23 protein-coding genes are annotated in these 23,368 nt (G+C 45.2%); 3 read left to right on the top strand and 20 right to left on the bottom strand.

The window, feature by feature from the left end:
* Positions 1-100: 100 nt before the first annotated feature.
* Positions 101-1,477: an oxygen-independent coproporphyrinogen III oxidase gene (gene hemN, locus B143_RS0101125; protein ID WP_018121838.1), complete on the top strand. Its 1,377-nt coding sequence runs from the start codon at positions 101-103 to the stop codon at positions 1,475-1,477.
* A gap of 91 nt (positions 1,478-1,568) precedes the next feature.
* Positions 1,569-2,366: a bifunctional hydroxymethylpyrimidine kinase/phosphomethylpyrimidine kinase gene (gene thiD, locus B143_RS0101120; RefSeq protein WP_018121837.1), complete on the top strand. Its 798-nt coding sequence runs from the start codon at positions 1,569-1,571 to the stop codon at positions 2,364-2,366.
* 44 nt (positions 2,367-2,410) lie between these two features.
* Here thiD and B143_RS0101115 read toward each other — a convergent pair whose 3' ends face one another.
* The 10 genes from B143_RS0101115 to B143_RS0101070 form a co-directional block, all read right to left on the bottom strand.
* Positions 2,411-2,821 (bottom strand): hypothetical protein, encoded by a 411-nt coding sequence (locus B143_RS0101115; RefSeq protein ID WP_018121836.1) that lies wholly within the window; start codon positions 2,819-2,821, stop codon positions 2,411-2,413.
* A gap of 76 nt (positions 2,822-2,897) precedes the next feature.
* On the bottom strand, positions 2,898-3,497 hold the full coding sequence (locus B143_RS0101110; RefSeq protein WP_018121835.1) for an IMPACT family protein: 600 nt from the start codon (positions 3,495-3,497) through the stop codon (positions 2,898-2,900).
* A gap of 2 nt (positions 3,498-3,499) precedes the next feature.
* Entirely contained in the window at positions 3,500-4,582 is a 1,083-nt protein-coding gene (mraY, locus tag B143_RS0101105) for a phospho-N-acetylmuramoyl-pentapeptide-transferase (protein WP_008315194.1), read from the bottom strand.
* Positions 4,583-5,932 (bottom strand): UDP-N-acetylmuramoyl-tripeptide--D-alanyl-D-alanine ligase, encoded by a 1,350-nt coding sequence (locus B143_RS0101100; protein ID WP_018121834.1) that lies wholly within the window; start codon positions 5,930-5,932, stop codon positions 4,583-4,585. It abuts the gene before it with no gap.
* A gap of 6 nt (positions 5,933-5,938) precedes the next feature.
* Positions 5,939-7,423: a UDP-N-acetylmuramoyl-L-alanyl-D-glutamate--2,6-diaminopimelate ligase gene (locus B143_RS0101095; protein WP_018121833.1), complete on the bottom strand. Its 1,485-nt coding sequence runs from the start codon at positions 7,421-7,423 to the stop codon at positions 5,939-5,941.
* A 13-nt stretch (positions 7,424-7,436) separates the two neighbouring features.
* Positions 7,437-9,191, bottom strand: coding sequence for a peptidoglycan D,D-transpeptidase FtsI family protein (locus B143_RS09640; RefSeq protein WP_018121832.1), 1,755 nt, complete (start codon positions 9,189-9,191; stop codon positions 7,437-7,439).
* A 3-nt stretch (positions 9,192-9,194) separates the two neighbouring features.
* Positions 9,195-9,518 (bottom strand): cell division protein FtsL, encoded by a 324-nt coding sequence (gene ftsL, locus B143_RS0101085; RefSeq protein ID WP_008315201.1) that lies wholly within the window; start codon positions 9,516-9,518, stop codon positions 9,195-9,197.
* On the bottom strand, positions 9,515-10,441 hold the full coding sequence (rsmH, locus tag B143_RS0101080) for a 16S rRNA (cytosine(1402)-N(4))-methyltransferase RsmH (protein WP_018121831.1): 927 nt from the start codon (positions 10,439-10,441) through the stop codon (positions 9,515-9,517). The genes ftsL and rsmH overlap by 4 nt, the downstream gene beginning before the upstream one ends.
* Before the next feature lie 306 nt (positions 10,442-10,747).
* A complete protein-coding gene (locus B143_RS0101075; RefSeq protein ID WP_008315203.1) occupies positions 10,748-11,092 on the bottom strand; it encodes a DUF1622 domain-containing protein in 345 nt (114 codons plus the stop codon).
* Positions 11,093-11,100: 8 nt separating this feature from the next.
* On the bottom strand, positions 11,101-12,345 hold the full coding sequence (locus tag B143_RS0101070) for an ArsB/NhaD family transporter (protein ID WP_018121830.1): 1,245 nt from the start codon (positions 12,343-12,345) through the stop codon (positions 11,101-11,103).
* A gap of 112 nt (positions 12,346-12,457) precedes the next feature.
* Between B143_RS0101070 and B143_RS0101065 the strand changes: the two genes are divergently transcribed.
* The gene (locus B143_RS0101065; protein WP_018121829.1) at positions 12,458-13,243 is read left to right on the top strand and encodes an alpha/beta fold hydrolase; all 786 of its coding nucleotides are present in this window, start codon (positions 12,458-12,460) and stop codon (positions 13,241-13,243) included.
* A 51-nt stretch (positions 13,244-13,294) separates the two neighbouring features.
* Here B143_RS0101065 and B143_RS0101060 read toward each other — a convergent pair whose 3' ends face one another.
* From B143_RS0101060 to B143_RS0101010, 10 genes are all read right to left on the bottom strand, one after another.
* Positions 13,295-13,786: a RidA family protein gene (locus tag B143_RS0101060; protein WP_018121828.1), complete on the bottom strand. Its 492-nt coding sequence runs from the start codon at positions 13,784-13,786 to the stop codon at positions 13,295-13,297.
* A 97-nt stretch (positions 13,787-13,883) separates the two neighbouring features.
* Positions 13,884-14,456, bottom strand: coding sequence for a VOC family protein (locus B143_RS0101055; protein WP_018121827.1), 573 nt, complete (start codon positions 14,454-14,456; stop codon positions 13,884-13,886).
* A gap of 9 nt (positions 14,457-14,465) precedes the next feature.
* The gene (gene cyoE, locus B143_RS0101050; RefSeq protein ID WP_018121826.1) at positions 14,466-15,317 is read right to left on the bottom strand and encodes a heme o synthase; all 852 of its coding nucleotides are present in this window, start codon (positions 15,315-15,317) and stop codon (positions 14,466-14,468) included.
* A 5-nt stretch (positions 15,318-15,322) separates the two neighbouring features.
* Complete coding sequence (cyoD, locus tag B143_RS0101045; protein WP_008315211.1) at positions 15,323-15,649, bottom strand: cytochrome o ubiquinol oxidase subunit IV; 327 nt, start codon at positions 15,647-15,649, stop codon at positions 15,323-15,325.
* Positions 15,646-16,254: a cytochrome o ubiquinol oxidase subunit III gene (gene cyoC / locus B143_RS09635; protein WP_018121825.1), complete on the bottom strand. Its 609-nt coding sequence runs from the start codon at positions 16,252-16,254 to the stop codon at positions 15,646-15,648. Before cyoC ends, cyoD begins: the two co-directional genes overlap by 4 nt.
* Positions 16,251-18,257 carry a cbb3-type cytochrome c oxidase subunit I gene (locus tag B143_RS09630; protein WP_018121824.1) on the bottom strand — a complete coding sequence of 669 codons (2,007 nt, stop codon included), beginning with the start codon at positions 18,255-18,257 and terminating at the stop codon, positions 16,251-16,253. The genes cyoC and B143_RS09630 overlap by 4 nt, the downstream gene beginning before the upstream one ends.
* A 10-nt stretch (positions 18,258-18,267) precedes the next feature.
* Positions 18,268-19,173 (bottom strand): ubiquinol oxidase subunit II, encoded by a 906-nt coding sequence (cyoA, locus tag B143_RS0101025; protein WP_018121823.1) that lies wholly within the window; start codon positions 19,171-19,173, stop codon positions 18,268-18,270.
* A gap of 329 nt (positions 19,174-19,502) precedes the next feature.
* A complete protein-coding gene (gene hglS, locus B143_RS0101020) occupies positions 19,503-20,891 on the bottom strand; it encodes a 2-oxoadipate dioxygenase/decarboxylase HglS (protein WP_018121822.1) in 1,389 nt (462 codons plus the stop codon).
* A gap of 1 nt (position 20,892) precedes the next feature.
* Positions 20,893-22,152 (bottom strand): 2-aminoadipate transaminase, encoded by a 1,260-nt coding sequence (locus tag B143_RS0101015; protein WP_018121821.1) that lies wholly within the window; start codon positions 22,150-22,152, stop codon positions 20,893-20,895.
* A gap of 99 nt (positions 22,153-22,251) precedes the next feature.
* Positions 22,252-23,154, bottom strand: coding sequence for a LysR substrate-binding domain-containing protein (locus B143_RS0101010; RefSeq protein WP_018121820.1), 903 nt, complete (start codon positions 23,152-23,154; stop codon positions 22,252-22,254).
* Between the last annotated feature and the right edge of the window lie 214 nt (positions 23,155-23,368).

Here is a 23,368-nt window from a genome sequence, read left to right as displayed (position 1 = left end):
TAAATCTGCCCCATCGATAAAACAAAATCGCAGTTTGTGGTGTAATTCAGTACAATATACCGCATGATTACTTTATTAACGAATATACTAGTTGGGCAACATGACACAATCTATTTTTAATCGTGAACTCATCGATAAATATGACAAGGCTGGTCCTCGTTATACCTCTTACCCCACCGCTGTACAATTTACCACCGAATTCACCCGCGAAGATTACATTCAAGCCGCATTAGCCTCCAATGAATCTGATCGAGATTTGTCCCTTTATTTTCACATGCCATTTTGTGACACCATCTGTTTTTACTGTGGCTGTAACAAAATCATCACCAAAAATCGTAAGCGCTCTTTGCCATATGTTGAGCATTTACTCAAAGAGATTGAAATGCAGGGCAAGCTTTTTGATCGTCAACGCAAAGTGAAACAGCTCCATTGGGGCGGCGGTACGCCAACGTTTTTATCCCGTGATGAAATGCTCACGGTGATGGATGCCACTGCTAAACACTTCACATTGCTCGATCAAGATCAAGGCGAATACTCCATTGAAGTGGACCCGCGTGAAGCAAATGCTGACACTGTGCGCTTTTTACGCAGCATCGGCTTTAACCGCTTGAGCATGGGCGTGCAAGACTTCAACCCAAAAGTGCAAGTGGCGGTCAATCGCATTCAACCAAAAGAGATCACCCTTGAAACCTTAACCGCCGCACGCGAATGTGGTTTTAGCTCCATCTCTGTGGATTTGATTTATGGTTTACCTTTCCAAACGGTCGATACCTTCAATCAAACGTTAGAAGAGATGATTGAAATCTCACCGGATCGTTTATCCGTCTTTAACTATGCTCACATGCCGCATCTCTTTAAAACACAAAAGCAGATGAATGCAGAAGACATGCCAAAGCCTGAAGAGAAACTCTTGATCTTCAAAAACATCATTGAGCGCTTAACTGATGCAGGTTATGTGTATATTGGTATGGATCACTTTGCAAAACCGACGGATCAATTGGCCATCGCGCAGCGTGAAGGCAATTTATATCGCAATTTCCAAGGTTACAGCACCCATTCTGATTGTGATTTAGTGGGCATGGGTTTATCGTCCATCTCGCAAATTGGCAACATCTATGCACAAAATGTGAAAGACATGCCAGATTATGAAGCGGTGATCAACAGCGAACAGTTGCCGATTTGGCGCGGCGTGACTCTGACGCCTGAAGATGAACTTCGTCGTTATGTGATCACAGAGCTCATGTGTAACTTAAAGCTCGACATCAATGATGTCAGCCGCCGTTTTAACATCGATGCAAAAGAGCATTTTAAAATTGAATTGGAAGATCTTCGTGCAATGGGGCCAGATGGCTTAATCGTTGTCGAAGGTGACACTTATTACGTACAAGATCGTGGCCGCTTACTCATTCGCAACATTGGCATGGTGTTTGATGCCTATTTGCAAAAGAATGATCAGCGTTTCTCCCGCGTCATTTAAAAAACTTCCTGAAAAGCTCTATAAATTTAGAGCTTTTTTTTGTACTCTATATTTTCCACCTATTTGCTGGATATAATACAAAGGATTTTCGATGAAAAAGATATTGACCATTGCAGGTTCAGACTCAAGCGGCGGCGCTGGCATTCAAGCGGATTTACGCACCTTTGCTAAGCATGATTTGTATGGCTTTTGTGCCCTCACAGTGATCGTGACGATGGAAACGGACACATGGTCACACGGCGTGTTCCCGATTGAATTGCCTGTGATTGATGCTCAAATCAAAACAGCCCTTGAGGGCGTCGGCGTCGATGCCATTAAACTTGGCATGTTGCCAACCCCAGCCATCATTGAAAATGTCGATGGTTATTTAAAGACTTGGGCGAAAAAAGTGCCTGTTGTTGTCGATCCTGTGATGGTGTGTAAAGGCAATAAACCTTTATTCCCAGAACATGCCGAAGCCATCCGCACCCATTTGATCAAACATGCCACCGTCACAACGCCAAACTTATTTGAAGCGGCACAATTAGCAGGCATGGAAGAGATCACCAATTATGAAGAAGCTAAAGAAGCTGCACGCCGCATTTTAGCTTTAGGTTGTCAAGCTGTGGCCATCACTAATGTTGGCCGCGTGATGGCACCGAAAACCTCTGGCGATCTATTCTATGATGGCCATGAGTTTGTGTTGATGGAAGGCGCCTTCATTGATACCCATCACACCCATGGTTTAGGCTGTACATTTGCCGCACATGTGGCTGCAAACCTTTGCAAGGGTTTTTCTCCGCGCGAATCTGTCTTTGAAGCCAAAGAAGCCATTAAAAAAGGCATTAAAAATCACTGGGCGCTCAATCAATTTGTGGGCACCTTAGATTTTCCAGACAGTTTTAAATAAATGACATTAAACCATTGATGCTAAAACCCTGCTTGCAGGGTTTTTTATTCTGGCCAAGATAAGCTTTGCATATAGCGGTCAAATACAAAGCGCCCCCCTTGATGCTCAAAGAGTTGCGTACTGACACGCACACAATGATAACTGTTAGATTGGCATAAATGCACCACACAATCGGGGTTTGGATCATGATCTGTATTGGTATAAATGCTGGTTAAATTAAAGATTTGGGATAAAAATGAGTAAAGATATTCTTCTTCAAATGCCGTGACATTTGCAGAAAGGATCAAAATGGCTGTGGGCGGATGAATGGGCTGATTGGCAAACTCGGTGCGTTGGATCTCAAATTCTGCACGATTAGGATGGTGAAGAACGACATATTGCACATGACCATTGTGCCACACGAGCTCATCATAAGTACTGCTCCATGCAAGCGTTAAAGAAAGCAAACCTAACATCACACCACAAACGAATCGTTTCCACACCTGCATCATTGCTCACTTTATATCACGGGCCAATGATCCATTGGCATCTTTAAGGACTGAGTAACTGCGTGTTTTTTATTTGCATCAATTTATGTTTAAAATCGTCGATCTGTGATGGCTCAAGCGAAACCGTACACACACAACGCTCTGCATAATCCGTGGCTTCCACCACCGCTTTTGACACATGTAACAGTTGTTGAATATCACTGGTTACATCATAATCATAAACGAACTGTAGGGATTGTAAAATTTTATGCTCGATAACTTGAGCTGCGTCTAATGTTAGGCGTGCAGACTTCTGATAGTTCGCCACAAGCCCGCCGGTGCCAAGCTTAATGCCGCCAAAATAACGCACAACTGCCACCAAAATATTGGTGACTTTAAACGCTTCAATCTGCCCAAAGATTGGGCGCCCTGCTGTGCCACCGGGCTCACCATCATCACTAAAGCGATACAATTCATAATGTTTGCCAAGCCGATAGGCATAGCAAACATGATTGGCATTTGGATGCATTGCCCGTAAATCTGCAATGATGGCTTTAATTTCCTCTTCAGATTGCACGCGATGGGCAAAGCCCAGAAATTTACTCTTTTGTTCAGTAAATTCTGAGTGCACATTCGCCGCAATTTCAAAGTAGGTTTCAGTCATGATTAACGAATTTTAAGGGAGGCTAAACCGATTAAGACCAAGATCACCGTCAAAATCCAAAAGCGTACAATCACGCGTGGCTCAGGCCAACCTTTCAGCTCAAAGTGATGATGAATCGGCGCCATTCTAAACACGCGCTTTTTAAACATGCGGTATGAACCCACTTGAATGAACACAGAGAGTGTTTCCACCACAAATAAACCACTCATGATGAAGAAAACAAGCTCTTGGCGCACCACCACAGAGATCGCACCCAATGCGCCACCTAATGCTAAAGCACCGACATCGCCCATAAAGACTTGTGCAGGATAAGTATTGAACCATAAAAAGCCTAAACCTGCGCCAAAGATTGCGGCACAAATGATGGCCATTTCGCCTGCGCCTTGCACATATGGAATGGCTAAATAGTTGGCAAATTCCACGTGCCCTGTGGCATAAGCAAAAATGGCAAGCGCAGCAGCAATTAAAATGGTGGGCATGATGGCCAAACCATCTAAACCATCGGTTAAATTCACAGCATTACTTGCGCCCACAATCACAAAATAGACAAACGGAATGAAGAAAATGCCTAAAGGAATGTACCACTCTTTAAAATATGGAATGAGAAGTTGCGTGCCCTGATCGCCTGCATTGTAATACAAAATCACCGCAGCCAATAATCCGCCAATGGTTAAATAGAGATACTTTTCTTTAGCGCGCAGCCCAAGGGATTGCTTTTTAACCACTTTGCGATAGTCATCAATAAAGCCCACATAACCAAAGCCCCATAACACGCCCATCACCACCCAAACATTGATGTTGCTTAAATCAGCCCACAACAACACCGCCACAGAAATGCTCGCAATGATGAGCACGCCGCCCATCGTTGGCGTCCCTTTTTTGGATAAATGGGATTGCGGACCATCGTCACGCACAAATTGCCCAATTTGATTGGCCTGCAATTTACGAATGAATTTCGGGCCAAAAAAGAGCGCAAACACCAGCGCCGTCAAAACCGCACAGATGCCACGCATCGATAAATATTGAAACACTCGCAAAGCACCCCATTGATGCTCCGCTAAGTATGTGAGTAACGCATATAACATTTAAGCTTCCTTCTCTTTTTGAACCATCGCCTCGGCAATTAAATACATTTTCATGGAGTTTGAACCCTTCACCAAAATGGCAACCGATTCATCTTTAAGTGTGGCCAATGTTTGGTTGATGTGGTCAATGATGGCATCGTGATCTGCATACACTTGCCCGCCTTCACCAAAGGCCTCAGCACTTTTTGCGGACATCTCACCTAAGGCCAAAAGCTGATCAAAGCCGCGCACTTTTGCATAACGCCCGCACTCTTCATGCATTTGCACCGCTTGTGTGCCCAATTCACGCATGTCTCCTAACACAAGCCAGGTGTGATCGGCAATGCCTTCTAATGCGTCAATCCCTGCGCGCAAAGAGGCAGGATTGCCGTTATAAGCATCATTGAGCAAAATGTGATGATCGCTCAATTGAATCTTCTCTAAACGCCCTTTGACGCAGTGCAGATTTTCAAGCCCTGTTTTAATTTCATCTAAAGAGGCGCCTAAAGCATACGTAGCGGCCGCCGCTGCACAGGCATTTAAGATATTGTGAATGCCCACTAATGCCAACGTCACACGGATAGATTGCCCATGAATCACCAAGTCAAATGATTGACCACTGATGTTTTTTGCCATCACATCGGCAGTGTTACGAATGCCAAACGTTAAGACGCGATGTTCTGTATTCAGGCTCTGCCAATAGTCTGCATAATCATCATCGGCATTGATGATCGCTGTTCCACCCGCTTTTAAGCCTTCAAAGATTTCACCTTTAGCGCGCGCAACACCTTCAATGCTGCCAAAACCTTCTAAATGGCAAGGTCCTGCATTGTTCAAAATCGCCACATCTGGACACGCAATATGAGTTAAATAACGAATCTCATCAAAGTGATTCGCCCCCATTTCTAACACGGCATATTCATACTGATCGGTGAGCTTTAAAATCGTCAATGGGCAACCCACATGATTGTTATAGTTGCCCTCTGTGGCCAGCGTTGCCCCTTTGCCACGCAAAATGGAGGCAATCATCTCTTTTAATGTGGTTTTGCCATTTGACCCCGTCAATGCAACCGTTGTGCCCTGCCAATCGGCCATCCATGCCTTTGCCAATATGCCAAGCGCCTTTTGGCTGTCTTTGACCACAATTTGGCTGATGTTCACAGATGGCGTATAACGCTCAACCACCGCACCAATGGCACCTTTTGCCTCAATGCTGTCTAAAAAATTATGAGCATCGTGCTTATCGCCTTTCCATGCAAAAAAGAGCTGGCCGGCTTGAATCAAGCGCGTATCTGTAGAGGCACCATAAAAAATGGCATCCATGCCTTTGAGCTCACCTTGTAGGATTTGGGCTGCTTGTGAAAGTTTCATACAATATCAACGATCCTGTGTAATGAATGCTGCAACAATTTCAGCATCGGAAAAATGGTGTTTGGTGTGGCCAATGATTTGATAATCTTCATGCCCTTTACCCGCAATTAAGATAATGTCCCCGGCTTTGGCCACACTCACAGCATGTTCAATGGCCAATTTGCGATCTAAAATGCGCTGAACTTTTTCTGGCGCTTTAAAGCCTGTAAAAATCTCATCGCTGATGGCAAGATCATTTTCCGTGCGTGGGTTATCATTGGTCACAATCACATGATCCGCATGGGCTTCGGCAATCTCCGCCATCAATGGACGTTTGCCGCGATCACGATCCCCGCCACAACCAAAAATACAGTATAAATCGCCATTTGGAATGTGTTTTTTCAAGGCTTTTAACACTTGCAATAAGGCATTAGGCTTATGGGCATAATCAATCACCGCTACGGCACCATTGTCTAAAAAGATCGCTTCCATACGCCCTTTGACCAAAGTGATTTCAGGCAGTAAGTCAATGATGCGCAGCATCTCAATGCCAAGGGCCAATAAATTGCCCACCATCGCCACTAAATTATGGGCATTGAAATGGCCATACAATGGGCTCTCAATGGCATAAGATTGCCCTTGATGCGTCAATGTGAAACGTAAGCCTTGGGCATGAAGATCAATCTCTGAAATGCGTAAATCATTCTCATGCTCACATGCCTGCTCCCCAAAAGGATATAAAGCGCGCTCACCTTTTGCTTGTAAAGCCTTAAATAAATCATATCCAACAACATCATCGATGTTCAACACTGAGGCGGTCGAGGCATACTCATTAAATAAGCGCTCTTTCGCGGCGCGATAATTGGCCACGGTTTCATGGTAATCTAAGTGATCACGGGCAAGGTTCAAAAAGGTGGAGACCGCAAAAGATAAACCGGCCACGCGCCCTTGATCAAGGGCATGAGAGGTGACTTCTAAGACAATGTCCACAGATTCAGCAGTTTCAAATGCTGCCACAATCTCATCAATGGAGCGATAGAGTGCTAAAAAATCCGGCGTGGTGTGAGTGTTTTCTTTAAGGTTATCTAATGGACCAATGCCATTCGTCCCAATCATGCCCACCGCTCTGCCTAACTTTTGTAGGGCAACGGCTGTAAACATCGCCACAGAGGTTTTGCCTTCCGTCCCTGTGATGCCTATGATGTTGGTTTTTTTAAGTGCCGCTTGATAAAACATCACCGCAGCTTCTTTCATGAGTGCATGAATGTCTGCCACTTTAAATGCAGGAATGTCGGAGGGCACATTGCCCGGCTCACCCTCATAAAAAATGGCGGCAATGCCCGTTTTACGTAATCCATCGATATAATCTAAACCGTGACCGTTTGCCCCTTGCAATGCAAAAAACAGATCACCCTGCTTAGCATAGCGACTGTCTGACGACAACCCCGAGACCGTCACTTCTTGCAACGAAATGGGCAGTTCAAGCGTTGGAAATAAGTGTAAAAGTTTCATGGGGTTTTCCTTATCAGTGGGATAACATTTGTAGTTTAGGTAACTCCGCTAAACCATCGGGTTTGACATTCAAAATGCGCAGTGTATCACCCATAATTTCAGAGAATACCGGCGCTGCCACAGCACCACCATAATATTGACCCGCGGAAGGCTCATCAATCATCACCACCACCACATAACGAGGGTTAGAGATTGGGCCAAAGCCGGCAAAAAATGCACGGTGCTTGGTATTACTATAGCGTCCTTTTTCAATTTTACGTGCGGTGCCCGATTTACCGGCCACGCGATAATGCGGCACTTTCGCTTTAGAGGTGGGGTTATTGGTGATCACTTTCTCAAGCATGCCCACCATGGAGGCCGCCACAGGTTTAGAGAAAATGCGGCGGCGCTGTTGATCTGTCTGAGGGGGTAAATCTTTGACAATTTTTAAAGGCTCATAAACGCCACCATTGGCAAACACAGAGTACATCTGCGCCAATTGCGCCGTATTTAGGCTGATGCCATAACCAAAGGATTTGGTGGCATGTTCAAACTGATTGCGCTGCCAAGGGCGTACATTGCCTAAGTGACCGGCTTGCTCACCGACGATCCCTAAGCCCGTTTTATGCCCAATGCCTAAAGATTTATATAAATTCCATAAAACCTCTGGCGGCATTGAAAGCGCCACACGCGCCACACCAATGTTACTCGACTTCACCAATACGGTGATCAAATCCATGGATTCTGATTTAGACACGTCTTTGATGGCATTGCCGCTCACCATGAATTGATAACCCGTTGGTACCACGCTTGTGGGGCGCCATTTTTTAGACTCAAGGCCAAGGGCAATCACAAAAGGTTTAATGGTGGAACCTGGCTCATACACATCGGCAATGGCGCGGTTTTTCATCATTTCAGGAATGCGGTGCTGTAAATTATTCGGATTGCCAGAAGGCTGACTGACCAATGCGAGCACTTCGCCCGTCCAAGCGTCCACCACCATCGCAGTACCACTTTTTGCTTTATGCTCAATGATGGCATTTTTAAGGGCTTGATAGGCCGCCAATTGAATGCGTCGATCAATGGTGAGCACTAAGTTTTTACCGGATTCTGCCCCTTCAATCAATTTAAATTGATCAATGATGCGATTGGCCGAATCTTTCACCACCTGTTTTTTACCCATTTTACCTTTGAGGTGATCCTCAAACGTCAGCTCAATTCCCTCGATGCCCACATCTTCTGAGTTCGTAAAGCCAAGGAGCTGGGCGGTCACTTCCGCATCCGGATAATAACGCTTATACTCTTTTTCAATGGTCACGCCCGGTAAATTCAGTTTGACCACATCATTCGTTGCATGGGGCGGCAATTGGCGCTTTAACCACACAAAGCGAGAATTGTCACGCTTGGTCAACAACTCATACAGATGCTTTTCCTTCATGTCGAGGGCTTTGGCTAAATCTGGCAAATACTCGGCATAAGGCAATAAAATTTTAGGGTCCGCCCAAATGGAATAAACTTCCGTCGAGATGGCCAAAGACTCATGGTTGCGATCCATGATTGCCCCTCTCACCGCAGGAATGTTTTGTGTGCGTAAAACACGGTTGTTGCTCTCTGATTGCAAAAATTGCTGATTGAGAATCTGTAAATCAAAGGCACTGATCATCAATGCAACGGCTAAAAGATAAAAAATACCGAGCACAAACATGCGACGGTAATTTTGACCGGGCAACACTGGTCGTTTGCTTTTCGCCTTTTTCGAGCGACGCTTCTTTGGAGTTTGACGCATCATGAATTATTGAATGTAACGATCTTTATCATTTTGAGCACTCACCAATGTTGCAGTCTTTTTCTCTGTCACATAGACGATGCTCTCTTGTTTAGGTAATACCATGTTCAAGCGATCACGGATCGTTTTGTCCATCAACACCGCTGTGATCAACATGCTCTCTTCTAACTTGAGTTTGTTCCACTCTGTATCGTAGTCCATTTTTTGCGTCAGTGCTTTTTCGTACTGATGCCATAAATGACGATGCTCTTGTGTGGTGTGAATTTTTAACATTCCCACAGCAATGAGCGCTAAACCACACAAAATCACCAAACTTTTTGTGATATTCACGGTAATTTCTCCGCTATACGCATGATGGCACTTCTGGCCCGAGGATTATGACGCGACTCTTCATCGCTCGCTTTCACAGGTTTGCCGATCAATTTAAGTGTGGGCTCAGACACAAACTGCGCCACAGGTAAATCTGGCAATAAATCTTTCGGTTTCGCATGGTGATTCATGAAGTTTTTCACGATGCGATCCTCTAATGAGTGGAAGCTGATCACCACTAAACGACCCCCAGGATTTAATAAATCATAGGCGGCATTTAAGGTTTGGCTCAGCTCCGTCAGCTCTTCATTGACGGCAATGCGAATGGCTTGAAACACACGTGTTGCCGGGTGTTTATGTTTATCTTTAAAAGGCACCGCTTCTGAGATGATCTCTGCCAATTGATGAGTGGTTTCAATCGGGGCAAGCTCGCGGCATTTAATGATGTGACCGGCAATTTTACCCGCAAAACGCTCTTCCCCAAATTCACGAAAGACGCTGGCCATCGTGGCAAAATCACTCGTTGCCACCCATGTCGCTGCACTGATGCCAGAGGTTGGGTCCATGCGCATGTCAAGCGGGCCATCTTTCATAAAGCTAAAGCCACGTTCTGCATCATCTAATTGAGGTGATGACACACCAATGTCTAACAATACACCATCGACTTTTTCAAAATGTGCAGAAGCCACCGCCGCTTTAATATCACTCATGCAGCCGGCAAAAAATGTGAAATTTTCAGCCCCTTTAAAACGCTCTTTGGCACAGGCTTGCGCCGTTGGGTCGCGATCAATGCTGATTAAGTGTCCTGCTGTCAATCGTTTTAGGATTTCAGAGGAATGACCGCCGCGGCCAAATGTCCCATCCACGTAGACGCCGGCAGGTTGAATATTGAGCGCATTAATCGCCTCATTTAAAAGAACGGAAACGTGCTGAAACTCTGACATGAAAAAATCGATCCAAATATAGTTTTATGCCATACTTTTACCACTTTTCCCCACTTTTTTCCACTCTTATTTCCACTCTTATTTCCAAGCGCCGCCTTGGCTGCATCATTATTGCGCACCTCATTTGTGCACAACGCCACATTCCATGCAGCTGCAATGCCATTACATTCATCTCTTTGAATTTAAATTATTTTTTTAAAAACCATACCCAAAAACCCCAATATTGCATGGGGTTTTGAGGGGAATTTCATGAGTTTTTCACAAAGTTATCCACAGAAGATGTGGATAACCTAGGATAACTTTGACTTAAGATGTGCGCTCTTTTTCCGCCACTTCAATCTCTTTGCCTAAAAAGTAAGAAATGGTTGTACGAATCACCACAATGCCAGCAAGCACTAAAATGTCATCTAAACTCGGATTCATGATGGTTTCGATGATGTCTGAGGCAATCAACACCTCTAAACTCAATAAAATGTACGAGCCTAAATAGATTTTAATGTGGTTATTTTTAGAGGCCACATCAAAGCGATCACCGCCCTTGCCTTCATTGATAATGAAACCAAAAAAGGCTTTGATCACGCCCACAAGCAAAATGGCGATGGAAAAAACATTGAGTGCAAGCACCGTATAATGCGTGATTAAATGCAACATATTGCCTCCTAATGGATGAAAGTTAACAGAACAATCCATGCCGCCGCCATCGCTAAGCAAATGCATGCGACGGGAACGCCCGCTTTGGCAAACTCTTTAAAAGAGATCATGATGCCATATTTTGCGCTCTCCTCCACGGCAATGATGCCGGCTAAACTGCCAAACACGATTAAATTGCTGGAAAATCCTGTGCCAAGCACTAAAGCAGCACCTAACACATCGGCATTGCTGCCCACATGAACATAAGGCGCAAGAAGCATCACCGCAGGATTGTTGCCCACAATGTTGCTCAATACAGCGCTTGAGAAAAAGAGGGATAAAGGATCATTGAGATTCAAACCAATGGCCTTTAAATCACCGAGCAATGCTTGTGGTAAACCTGTTTTTGCCATCGCCGCATTGACCACAAATAGACTCATGATCAAAATGAGCAAACTATAATCCACCTCTTTTAACACATCTTGGGAAGAGATTTTGCGATTCATCAGCAACACCGCCGCACCTGCAAGTGCCACAATCGCTTGCGGCCAAATATTGAGCATAAAGGCGATGATCACTGCCACTGTCACGATGCTCGCTTTAATGGTTTCTACGGTATTGAGCACCGCAACATTCGGCGATGTGTCATGGCTTTTACGATAAAACGGCGGCAGATCCCAACGATTACGATAAATGAGCACAATCGCCGCCCACACAATCAACAGTGACAATACAGCAGGCACGCCTGCAACCTTTAACAATCCTGTGAATGAGAGTTCTAACTGCTGTGCAATGATCATATTTTGTGGGCTACCGATCAATGTGCCCGCTGATCCTGTATTCGCAGCAAAGCAGAATGCCAACACAAATGGCACCGGGTTTAAACCACGCGACAATGTCACTGCAATCAACAGTGGCGTCATTGCCACCACCACAACATCATTCGTTAACACTGAGGATAAAACGCCCGACACTACAATCAAAATGGCCAGTAATTTTGGCGGACTCACTTTTAACGTCGCCACGCGCTCGGCTGCAAAGCGGTAAAAGCCTGACACGCCAAAAGCGCCCGACACCACCATTAAACCAAACAATAAGCCTAAACTTGGATAACTGATGGCATTCCATGCTTCTTGACCGCTGATTGCGCCCATCACCAACATGGCAAGCGCGCCAACAAGCGCAGCGCCCGTGCGATCGAGTTTGAGCCCCGGAAACTTCCCTAACGCCATAACGGTGTAAACCAATAAAAATATGATGACTGTACTATTCATTATTCTATCTTTCTTTATTGTGGATGAATCATGGTTAAAGCATAGAGCATAATGCGCCATTGTGATGCATTATGTTAGAATTCTGCCATAATCCTTCATTTTAAACACAATTATGCATACATTACTCAATCATAAAATCACGCAGCCGGACAATCCTCGACATGCCACCCCGATTGTGCTCATTCATGGTCTATTTGGGGACATGAACAACCTTGGCATGATCGCCCGTGCCCTTGCTGATTACACCACCATTCAAGTGGATGTGCGCAATCATGGCGAATCTTTTCACACAGATGTCATGAATTATGGCGAGATGGCAAAAGATGTCGTGGCACTGCTTGATCACCTCAATGTGGAAAAAGCCATCATCATTGGCCATTCAATGGGCGGAAAAATCGCCATGCGCATGACAGAAATGATGAATGATCGCATTACGGCTTTAATCGTGATTGATGTTGCGCCCGTTGCTTATCAAGAAAATCGTCACAGTGAGATTTTTGCTGCCCTCAAAGCCGTGAGTGCTCAAGGCATTACGGATCGTAAAATCGCTGCAGCTGCGATGGCTGAATATTTAGACGAGCCCTTTGTGATTCAGTTTTTATTAAAATCCTTTCGCGCGGGCAAAGGTGAATGGAAATTTAATGTGCCTGTTTTAGAGAATCAATACGCGAACATCGTGGGTTGGGAAACCATTGCCCCATGGAACGGTGCTTGTTTATTCATTGTGGGCGGTGATTCACCGTATGTCTCCCGTAAAGATCAAGCCGCGATCACCGCGCAATTGCCAAATGTGCAGGCAAAAGTGATTGCAGGCGCAGGTCATTGGGTGCATGCACAAAAAACCGATGCTGTGGTGCGCGCCATCGATCAATTCTTATCAAAAGTGGATGCGCCTTAAATTTTAGGCATAAAAAAAGCCTTGGCGTCCCAAGGCTTTTTCATCGAATGCTTACGGACGAACCGCAGTCACTTCGATTTCTACACGCCATGCAGGGTTTGCTAACTTCGCCACCTGAAATGCAGAACGCGCGGGTAATTTGCTGCTTTTGCCATCAAAGAATTTGGTATAGCCATCCATGAAGCCTTTAAAATCCATTGTGCCGTCAGTTTCTTCGCCGCCCACTAAGAACACTTGCATTTTAACCACATCTTCCATGCTTAAGCCTAATTGAGCCAAATGCGCTTGGATTTGTTCTAACACATTGATGGTTTGCTCTTCTGTGTTACCGTAAGATGCCAATTCTGCATTTGGTAAATCGGCAGCTTTTTTTGTTGGCACTTTGCCACTTAAAAAGATGATGTCTTTGCCCGCATTGATCTCTACAGATTCAGCAATTGGGAAATTGTCCATTTTATGTGTGATCACTGCTTCTGCTTTTGTATCCGCAGCTGCTAAACTCAAAGCAAATGGCACACACAATAATAAACTTTTTAAACGCATATAAACTCCTTCAATAGTATCGATGTGGGGATGAATCCTCACTCGCGCGCATGATACCACATCTGAAAACATTGATAAATGTCAAAGTTTTGCCACTTTACCCGCGCCGCTGCGGCAGCCATGCGGTGGCTTCGGAGTCTTCATCATAATAATAACCATTCGGAATCGATTGCAGTTCAATCAACATGCCCCAAGGCGACAATGCATAAATACTGCCATTGCCTTCGCTGTCTTCATGGCGCGAATTGCCATGGATCTGATCCAATAACTGCCCGCCTGCGGCTTGAATGCGCGCCACACAGGCTTCTAGATCATCACAATAAAGCGCCATGTGATTGATGCCAAAGTCACACAAACGCAAAGGCTTACGCTGCTCCAGCGCTTTAATTTCAAAGAGCTCAAGCCCCGGTCCGTTGCCAATTCTGAGCATGCGCTGACGAATGATCTTCGCGCCCTTTGGCAAACCTAATTGCAACTCAACAATTTGCCCACCGCGCGGTTCATCTTGTAAGGTTAAACCGTCATAACACCACTTTGCCCCGAGGGCTTTACGGAAAAATGTCGTGGCGGCATCAATGTCCGGGACCGTCACACCTAAGTGATGAATCCCTCTTGGCAATTCACCAAAGGCATCTTTTGCACATTGAACCGTCGTCAATCGTTCTGTCATCGTTTCCTCCTAAAGGGCTGTGAGCATCATCCATAGACACAATGCCATGATCACCCACAAAGAATTCAAAAACTGCTGCTTACCCCACGCTTCTTCGCTTTTATGAATCGGGCGCTGTAAGCTGAACCACCAAGCGGCAACCGTGATCACCATTACGCTTGGCAACCAAAAACCTCGCACCTCAAAGGCTGCTAAATAGAGCACTGCCAAAATCATGGCACTGACATAAGCAAGCATGCGCATTTGTGTGCGCTCAAATGTGATAAAAAGCGGCGGCATCGGAATGTTTGTGGCCAAATAATCAGCTTTTCGATAGAGCGCAATTGCATAAGAATGCGCTATTTGCCATGTCGAAAAGATAATGAATAAACACACCACCGTCATGTCTAATTGCCCTTTGAGCGCCACGTAACCCACCAAAGGCGGCACCGCACCAGAAATGCTGCCCACCACAATGCTAAGCCGTGAATTGCGCTTAAAAAAGAGCGAATACAAAATCACATAATCCACAAAGCCAATCATGGCTAAATGACCACTGAGTGGATTCACCAATCCATACAGCATACTAAAACCCACAAGTGATGCAATCACCGCAATGGCAACGGCCATTTCTAACGAAATTTCACCATTGACCAATGGGCGGTTTTTCGTGCGCGCCATGTGCCGATCAATGTCACGGTCGATGATGTTATTCCACACAGTGGCAGAAATCATCACGCCTGTGATGCCAATCAAAGTGTACAGTAAACGCGCGCCCTGCCATTGACCCACAGCACCATATGCCAGCAAAAATCCTGCCAGCACCGGCATTAAATTGCCCAAAATGATGCCATGTTTAATGAGCTTTAAATACGGGCGCATAGGCATCACATCGGCAATTCTGGCATCATGTTCATGTGTAGGTAATACATCACCCAACCTGAACCGCCAATGACGATCAATAAAATGATTCCGGTAAATGACAGAGATGCCACATTCCAGCCATCATTGTCTGATTTTTTGATGTGTAGGAAATAGACGATCTGCACAAAAATTTGCGTGATGCCACACACGGCGATGATCGATGCCAATAAGCCAATGGCCACCACGTCTTTCAAATACACCACTGTGCCAAACGCCGCTAAAGTCAATGCGATGGAAAAGCCATAACCCACCAAATAGTGAATCAAATCTGAGCGATTATTTGTGGTCATAGTGATACCCCCATTAAATAGACGATGGAGAAAATGCAGATCCAAATGATGTCCAAAAAGTGCCAAAAGAGGCTAAAGAGTTTAAGGCGCGTGCGTGTTTCTAATGTTGAGCCTTTCAACGCCAATTGAAACATCATCACCAGCATCCAAATCATCCCGATGGATAAGTGAAAACCATGGAGTCCCACCAAGGAGAAAAAGCCTGATAAAAATCCACTGCTTTGGGGGGTTGCGCCAATGTCAATAAAGCCGATGAACTCACGAATTTCTAAGGTGAGGAAAATCCCCCCAAAGATAAAAGTCGCCACCAATAACCACAAAGTTTGCTTGATGCGCCCTGCATTTAAAGAGAGCATCGCAAGCCCGCACGTTAAGCTACTTGTTAAGAGCGCCATTGTCTCCACAAAAGCATTGCCAAGATCAAATAAACTTTGTGGCGTATGTCCATCGGTTGTATTTCGCACCAACACCACGAACACCGCGAAGAATGTGCCAAAGATGATGGCATCGGCCATTAAATAGATCCAAAAGCCAAAGATCTTATTGTGGGCGCTCTCTTCTAATTGGCGCATTTTGATCTCTTGACTGTTGATGGCATTGATCATGAGCGACCTCCTTGTGCCAGTTGATATTGCTGAACATGTTGTAAAAAGGCTTGATCGGCAGCGGCAATGTTCTCTTTCGGAATTCTCACCTCTTCATGTTCGCGGAAACTTTCCACAATCCAGAAGATGATCGCTGCACCAAAGAAGATGATGCCAAGCCACCAAATGCTCCACACCAAACAAAAAGCTGTTAATCCCGCTAAAACACCGCCTGACACAAACCCAAGGGCTGTATGTTTGGGCACATAAATGTCCTCATAAGTTCGATGCGGATCATACGCTTTGCCCTCTTGTTTGAGCTTCCAGAACATGTCGATGTCATCCACTTCAGGAATGACCGCAAAGTTATACGCAGGTGGCGGTGATGGAATCGACCACTCTAATGTACGGCCATTCCAAGGATCGCCCGTTTCATCGCGCAACTGTTCACGATGTTTAATGCTCACAAAGAGCTGAATCAACATGGTGATGATGCCAAAGAGAATCATCACAGCACCAAAGAATGCCACCACTAAATACGGTCCATAACGATAGTCAATGTTTTGACTCACGCGGCGCGGCATGCCATCAAAGCCCACTAAATAGAGCGGAACGAAGGCAAAGAGGAAGCCAAAGAACCAAAGATAGAATGATGCTACACCCCAGCCTTTATTAAGCTTGAAACCAAAGGCTTTCGGGAACCAATAGTTGTAACCTGCCATGACGCCGAAAACAACGCCGCCAATGATCGTATTATGGAAGTGCGCCACCACAAACATGGTGTTATGCACAGAATAGTTCACGCCCGGAATCGCAAGCATCACACCTGTCATTCCCCCAAGCACAAAGAGCACCAAGAAACCCACTGCCCATAACATTGGCGGTTCCATGCGCACTTGCCCACGATAAATGGTGAACAGCCAGTTAAAGACCTTCACGCCTGTCGGAATCGCGATCAGCATGGTAGTAATGCCAAAGAAGGCATTCACATTCACCCCTGCGCCCATCGTAAAGAAGTGATGAAGCCATACAGTCAGCGACATGAATAAAATGGCAATGATCGCCCAAACCAACGCTTTATAACCAAAGAGATATTTACGGCTAAAGGTTGACACCACTTCTGAGAAGATCCCAAAGACTGGCAAAATCAAAATGTACACTTCCGGATGACCCCAAGCCCAAATGAGGTTCACATACATCATTTGGCTACCGCCGCCCAATGTATTGGTGAAGATCTCAAAACCTAAATAACGGTCAAGCGCCAAAAGTAACATCGTTGCCGTCAAAATGGGGAATGTTGCTAAAATCAAAATGGACGTACAGAAGGTTGACCAGGAAAAGAGCGGCATCTGAAACATTTTCATGCCAGGCGCGCGCATGCGTAAAATGGTCACAAACATATTGATGGCGGCAAATGTGGTGCCAAGCCCCGAAATCTGGATGCTCCACATATAATAATCCACGCCAACGCCCGGGCTGTATAAGCTTTCAGAGAGCGGTGCATACGCAACCCAACCTGTTTTGGCAAATTCACCAATCCCGAGGGATAAGTTAATTAAAATCGCCCCAGCAACGGTGAGCCAAACGCTGACCGCATTTAATACAGGAAATGCCACATCGCGGCGCCCAAGTTGCTGCGGAATGATGATGTTCATCAAACCAATGATGAATGGCATCGCCATAAAGAAAATCATGATCACGCCGTGGGCTGAGAAAATCTGATCATAATGTTCTGGCGGTAAATAACCCACGCGATCCCCCGTGGAGGCGAGCGCCATTTGTGTGCGCATCATGATGGCATCGGAAAAACCGCGCAGCAACATCACAATCGCCACGATGATGTAGATGATGCCAATGCGTTTATGATCTGTTGTGGTGAGCCAGTTCGTCCAGAGCCAGCCCCAACGGCGCGTCACAGTGATGGTGGTTAAAACCGCCAGCACCACTAAAATGATGAAGCCAAAGGCCGCCAAGGGAATGGGATGGCTCCATGGAATGCTATCAATGGTTAATCGTCCAAACATATTTGGCTCCTTATGGTTGAGAGGCAGGCATGTGATGCATGTGCATCATGTGTTCTTCCAGTTCTTTAAGATCCATGAACTGCCCGATGATGCGTAGATAAATGCCCTTGTCGATGGGATGGAAATATTGCACCGGTGCATTGATGGGCTGAGCTTTCACCATCTCTTGGTATTTTGCCCAAGTAAGCGGATGATTATCTGTGCTCTGCATTTTTAGCACCCATGCATCAAAGTCCGCCATTGGCACAGCAATCACAGGGAATTTCATGTCAGAATAACCCGCGCCGCTAAAGCCATACGATGCCCCTTGAAAGCGCCCTGGCTCATTGACAATCAAATGCAAGACGTTTTCCATGCCGCTCATCACATCAAGCTGCGTGCCCAATTGCGGCACAAAAAAGGCATTCATCACTGTTTGAGAGGTTAAGCGGAATTTGAGCGGACGATCCACCGGTAAATAGAGCTCATTGATGGTGGCAATGCCCTCTTCAGGATAGATAAAGAGCCATTGCCAATCCATCGAAACCACTTCGATCACCAGCTCATCATGCTCTGATTCAATGGGCTTTTTCGGATTGAGGTCAATGGTGCTTTGAATCACGATGAACGCTAAAATCACCGTAATGACAATCGGCACGCCCCACATGAACTTTTCTAAAATTTTTGACTCCCGCCACTCAGGGTGATATTTCGCTTTTTGATTCGATTCACGAAACCACCATGGGAATACCACCGCCATGATGATGCACGGAATGATCACCAGCAGCATGATGCCGGCGCTGAAGATCAGGAGCCATTTTTCATATTCAGCGATTTCACCTTTCGGATTAAAGAGCGCAAGATCACAGCCTGACAGAATCATCAGCGCTAGGAGCATCACGCCCGTGCGTACAACTTTTGTGTAGGTTTTTCTCATTGTAGTCACCCATAAACGAACTGCATTATGTCAATTAAAATCTGTCGTTTAATATAAAAATTAATTAAATATAAATTAATTTTTATTTATTAATAGAGAATATCCGAGATAATGGGTGACTGTCAAATCAAGCCAATGCAGCGCCTGCCTTAAAGCAATTGGTTCAGGCATCTTCGCCCACCACATAACCGGTGATGTTTTTATAAATGATGTTTTGTTCTCACTTCATGTAATTTCATCTTTATATTGCTCTAATGTTGTTATGGAAATTGACATGATTGTAACAAAAATCGGCGCACAGAGCGCCGATTCAGATGATCCACTCAATTTTACACCATGCCCAAAGCGATTTTACATTTTTCTAATGAGCGGGCTTGTGAGGCTGCATACATCTCAAGCTCATCAATGACAGAGGCACCTAAATCCGCCACAAATTTTGCTTCGCTTGAATTTTGGGCATAATCAGCTTGTGCCCCTTCCCCTAAATTCGATTGGAAAATACCCGCCGCACTCACTGGCAAAAAGTCTTCATACACAATGGGTTCATAAGTGATGGCGCCCGCGGCAATTAAATCTGCAGCGCTCATCTCTTTTGAGTATTGCCCACGATTGGCCAACCCTTTTTCTGTGGGATAATAGGCAAAGAAGGCCAAACCTTGATCATGCAGCGTTGCATAATCGTCCGGAAAGGCTGCAAAATGTTTTTCAAGCGCCGCATAATATTCATCGGCATTGTGTTCTGTCGTTGCAGGCACTTCTGCACGCGTTTTATTCAACAGTTCATCATATAAAGCGCGACCTTTGGGCGTTAATGCAGCACCGCGCTGCTCAATCTCCCCAAAGCGTGCCGTGTGGCTGCCAGTATCATCCGCTTGCTGATTTTTAAAAGAGACTGCTTCTTCTAAGGCCTTAAAGCTGGTTTGACGCAATAAAATTGGGCATTGTCTGCGCGGTGGGCCTTCAACCACGGCTTTGGCATTCATGCCACGTGCAGGCATTTGTTGCTGAATCACATCAATGTCCACCGTTCTTGGCGTCAAATGGTTGATGTGTGGCCCTTTAAATGCCACCACATCCGCAATTAAGCGGTGTTGATCATGTAGATTCTGATACTGCTCTGCCGTCACTGTTGCATCCGCATGCCAGCGGAAAGTTTCTAACACTTCTTGCACAAATTCGGTTGCTTCTGCTTCTGTCAATCCGCCGGCTTGCTCATGTTGATCAATTAAACGCAAAGCATTGTCAGTAAAAATATTGCGCTCAGATAAAATGCGCGTTGCTTCTTCACGCAATGCCTCATCATCGATCAACTCTAAGCGCAATAATGATGTAAACACACGAAATGGGCTGATTTTCAGCGCATCTTCATGAATGGCACGAAATGCCGTCGAATGCACAGGCACACCAGCCGGCGTTAGATCATAATACCCCACAGGATACATGCCCATCACGGCAAAAAGGCGGCGAATGGTGCCGAGTTCTTCGGCCGTACCCACGCGAATGGCGCCGTGGCGCTCTTCATCTAAGCGTTCAAGCTCGCCCGTTTGTAGAAGGCGATCATACAAATTGCCATCTTCTTGCAATGTGGCCGCATTGACATCGGACACCAAATTCATCAAATCACGATACAGGGGCACCTCGTTTTGATACATATCGGACATCGCCGCAGAAAACTGTGCGCGGATCACATCCGGCGAGACAAATACAGCATTAGACATATCATTTCTCCATCGATGGTTTGGTTATGGTGTGTAGGCAATCGCCTAAAATGGTCAGGCCTGCTTCTAATTGTTCAGGCTCTATGGTTAAAGGGGCTAAAAGGCGGATGATGTTGCGATGCTTGCCGCTTGGCATCAACAATAAGCCACGCTCACGCGCCATCGGCAATAATTCCGCCAATAGTTTTGCATTCGGTTCGCCATTTTCTGTGATCAAAGGAATGCCACGCATTGCGCCAATGCCCGTTAAAGGTGCCACGCAGGTCAAGCCCTCTTTGAGCCACTGTGCATGATGGGCTTTGACGGTTTTTTCATAATGCGCGCCCCAATGCTTAAGAGAATCACGATCTGATAGAATTTCAATGGTGGCCAATGCTGCAGCACACGCCACAGGATTGCCAGAATAGGTGCCACCTAAACTGCCTTTAGGGAGATTGTCCATCAAATGAGGTTTCCCCATCACCGCGCCAAGGGGCATGCCGCCTGCAATGCTTTTTGCTAGCAACAATAAATCTGGTTCAATCCCTAAATGTTCAAAGGCAAAGGGTTTGCCTGTGCGACCAAAGCCCGATTGAATCTCATCTAACACCAGCACAATGCCATGCTCATCACAAAATGAGCGCAGATAACGTGCAAAGTCACGATCTAACAGCTGAAAGCCTGCTTCACCTTGCACAGGCTCTACAAAGATGCTGGCAATCTCTTTGACATCAATTTCCACCTGAATGAGGCGCTCTAATGCTGCAATCGCCATCTGGCAGCTGATGCCATTGTCTGGGCTTGGAAAAGGCAAATGATACACAGGACCCGGCAATGGTCCTAAACCTTGCTTATAAGGTGCGACTTTGCCATTTAAATTAAGGGCAGCCAATGTGCGACCATGAAAACCACCATCAAAGGCAATGCTTGCTGTACGTCCTGTATGGATACGCGCAATTTTAAGGGCATTTTCTGTGGCTTCTGCCCCGCAGTTGGTCAGCATGCCCATCATTGGGATGCGCGTTGGAATGAATTTTGAGAGCGCCGCCATCAACGCTTGATACGGCCCATGTGGCGCTGCATTATAAGCATAATGGGTGAGTTTCTGGGCTTGATCCACAATCGCCGCCACGATTTTCGGATGACAATGCCCTAAATTGAGGACACCAATGCCGCCAATAAAATCAATGTACGCTTGCCCATCTGTGTCCCACACAGTGGCGTTTTGACCGTGTGAGAGCAAAATGGGGTGCACAATCGAGAGCGCAGATGTCACTTGCATGGTTGAATCCTCCGAGGCGGCAGATGCCTTATCATGTTGTAGAATGGTTCTATAACAACAAAATTACCTAGGTGATTCAAACGAAAAAAATGCGGTGGTTTATTCCTTTTTTTCCGATTCTTCTAAGATTTGATTCGATAAATGCCGCTTTGTCCAATCAACCAGTTTTTTTATCCTAGGAATATCTGCAGACTGTGCTTCATACGCTAAATAATATGCACCATGGCTTGCCAGCTCATAGTGCCAAGGTATAATCAGTGAGCCTCTTATCAATTCATCTTGTACTAAGAACTTAGGCACCAATGCAATACCATATCCCATTTCTGCTGCTTGAATACATGCCGACCATGTTTCAAAACCCGGACCTTGATAACAACGATCAATCTCTACATTTTGACTTGAAAAATATAAATACCAAGAAGCAGAGCGTGATTGACACTGTAACAAAATATAATTTTGAAACTCCTCTACATTTGTAAGCTGTTTTGTATGATTGCTTAAAAATTGTGGCTGACAAACAGGGATCATCAATTCATCAAATAATTTAATTGTTTCCAAACCCTCCCAAATACCACTTCCAAATAAAAAGGCTACATCAATACCCGCTTTTGCTAAATCAAAAGGCTGCACGTAGTCTTTCAAATTTAAATGAATATTTGGATATAAATCATAAAATCCTTTTAAAGCAGGAATTAACCAACGTGCACCAAATGTAGGATGAGCCGCAAGACTTAAAATCTCTCGATCACTTTCATAAGACAACATATGCAATGTAGATTCTTCGACAACACCAAGAATTTTTCTGACCTCTGGTAAATACATTTGACCTGCTGTAGATAATCGCAAACGCTTGCGAACTCGATAAAATAAAGTTGTTTGCAAAGTCATCTCTAATTGTGCCACTTGTTTACTAACGGCACTTTGAGATAAATACAATTCTTCCCCAGCTTGTGTAAAACTTAAATATCTTGCAGATGCCTCAAAGCATTGTAATGCAGCCATAGATGGCACTTTTTTACGTGGAATTCTTGAAAAACTCATACCCCTATTCACCCTCAAATTAATGCATGGACTCATCCAACCACAAAAAACTTTAAGCAAAATAGGAATGACCTTATGCAGAAAGCTCTCTTGCAGTTATGTCTCATTTGCCCCTAATCTAGGTGAACACATGATCTAAATCAATTATGAATCTATATTCATATTGCACAGAACC

The organism is Wohlfahrtiimonas chitiniclastica DSM 18708 (genome assembly GCF_000375345.1).
Lineage (GTDB): Bacteria > Pseudomonadota > Gammaproteobacteria > Cardiobacteriales > Wohlfahrtiimonadaceae > Wohlfahrtiimonas > Wohlfahrtiimonas chitiniclastica.
Note: the sequence above shows the minus strand (reverse complement) of the source record. Positions and strands in the feature narration are given on the sequence as shown.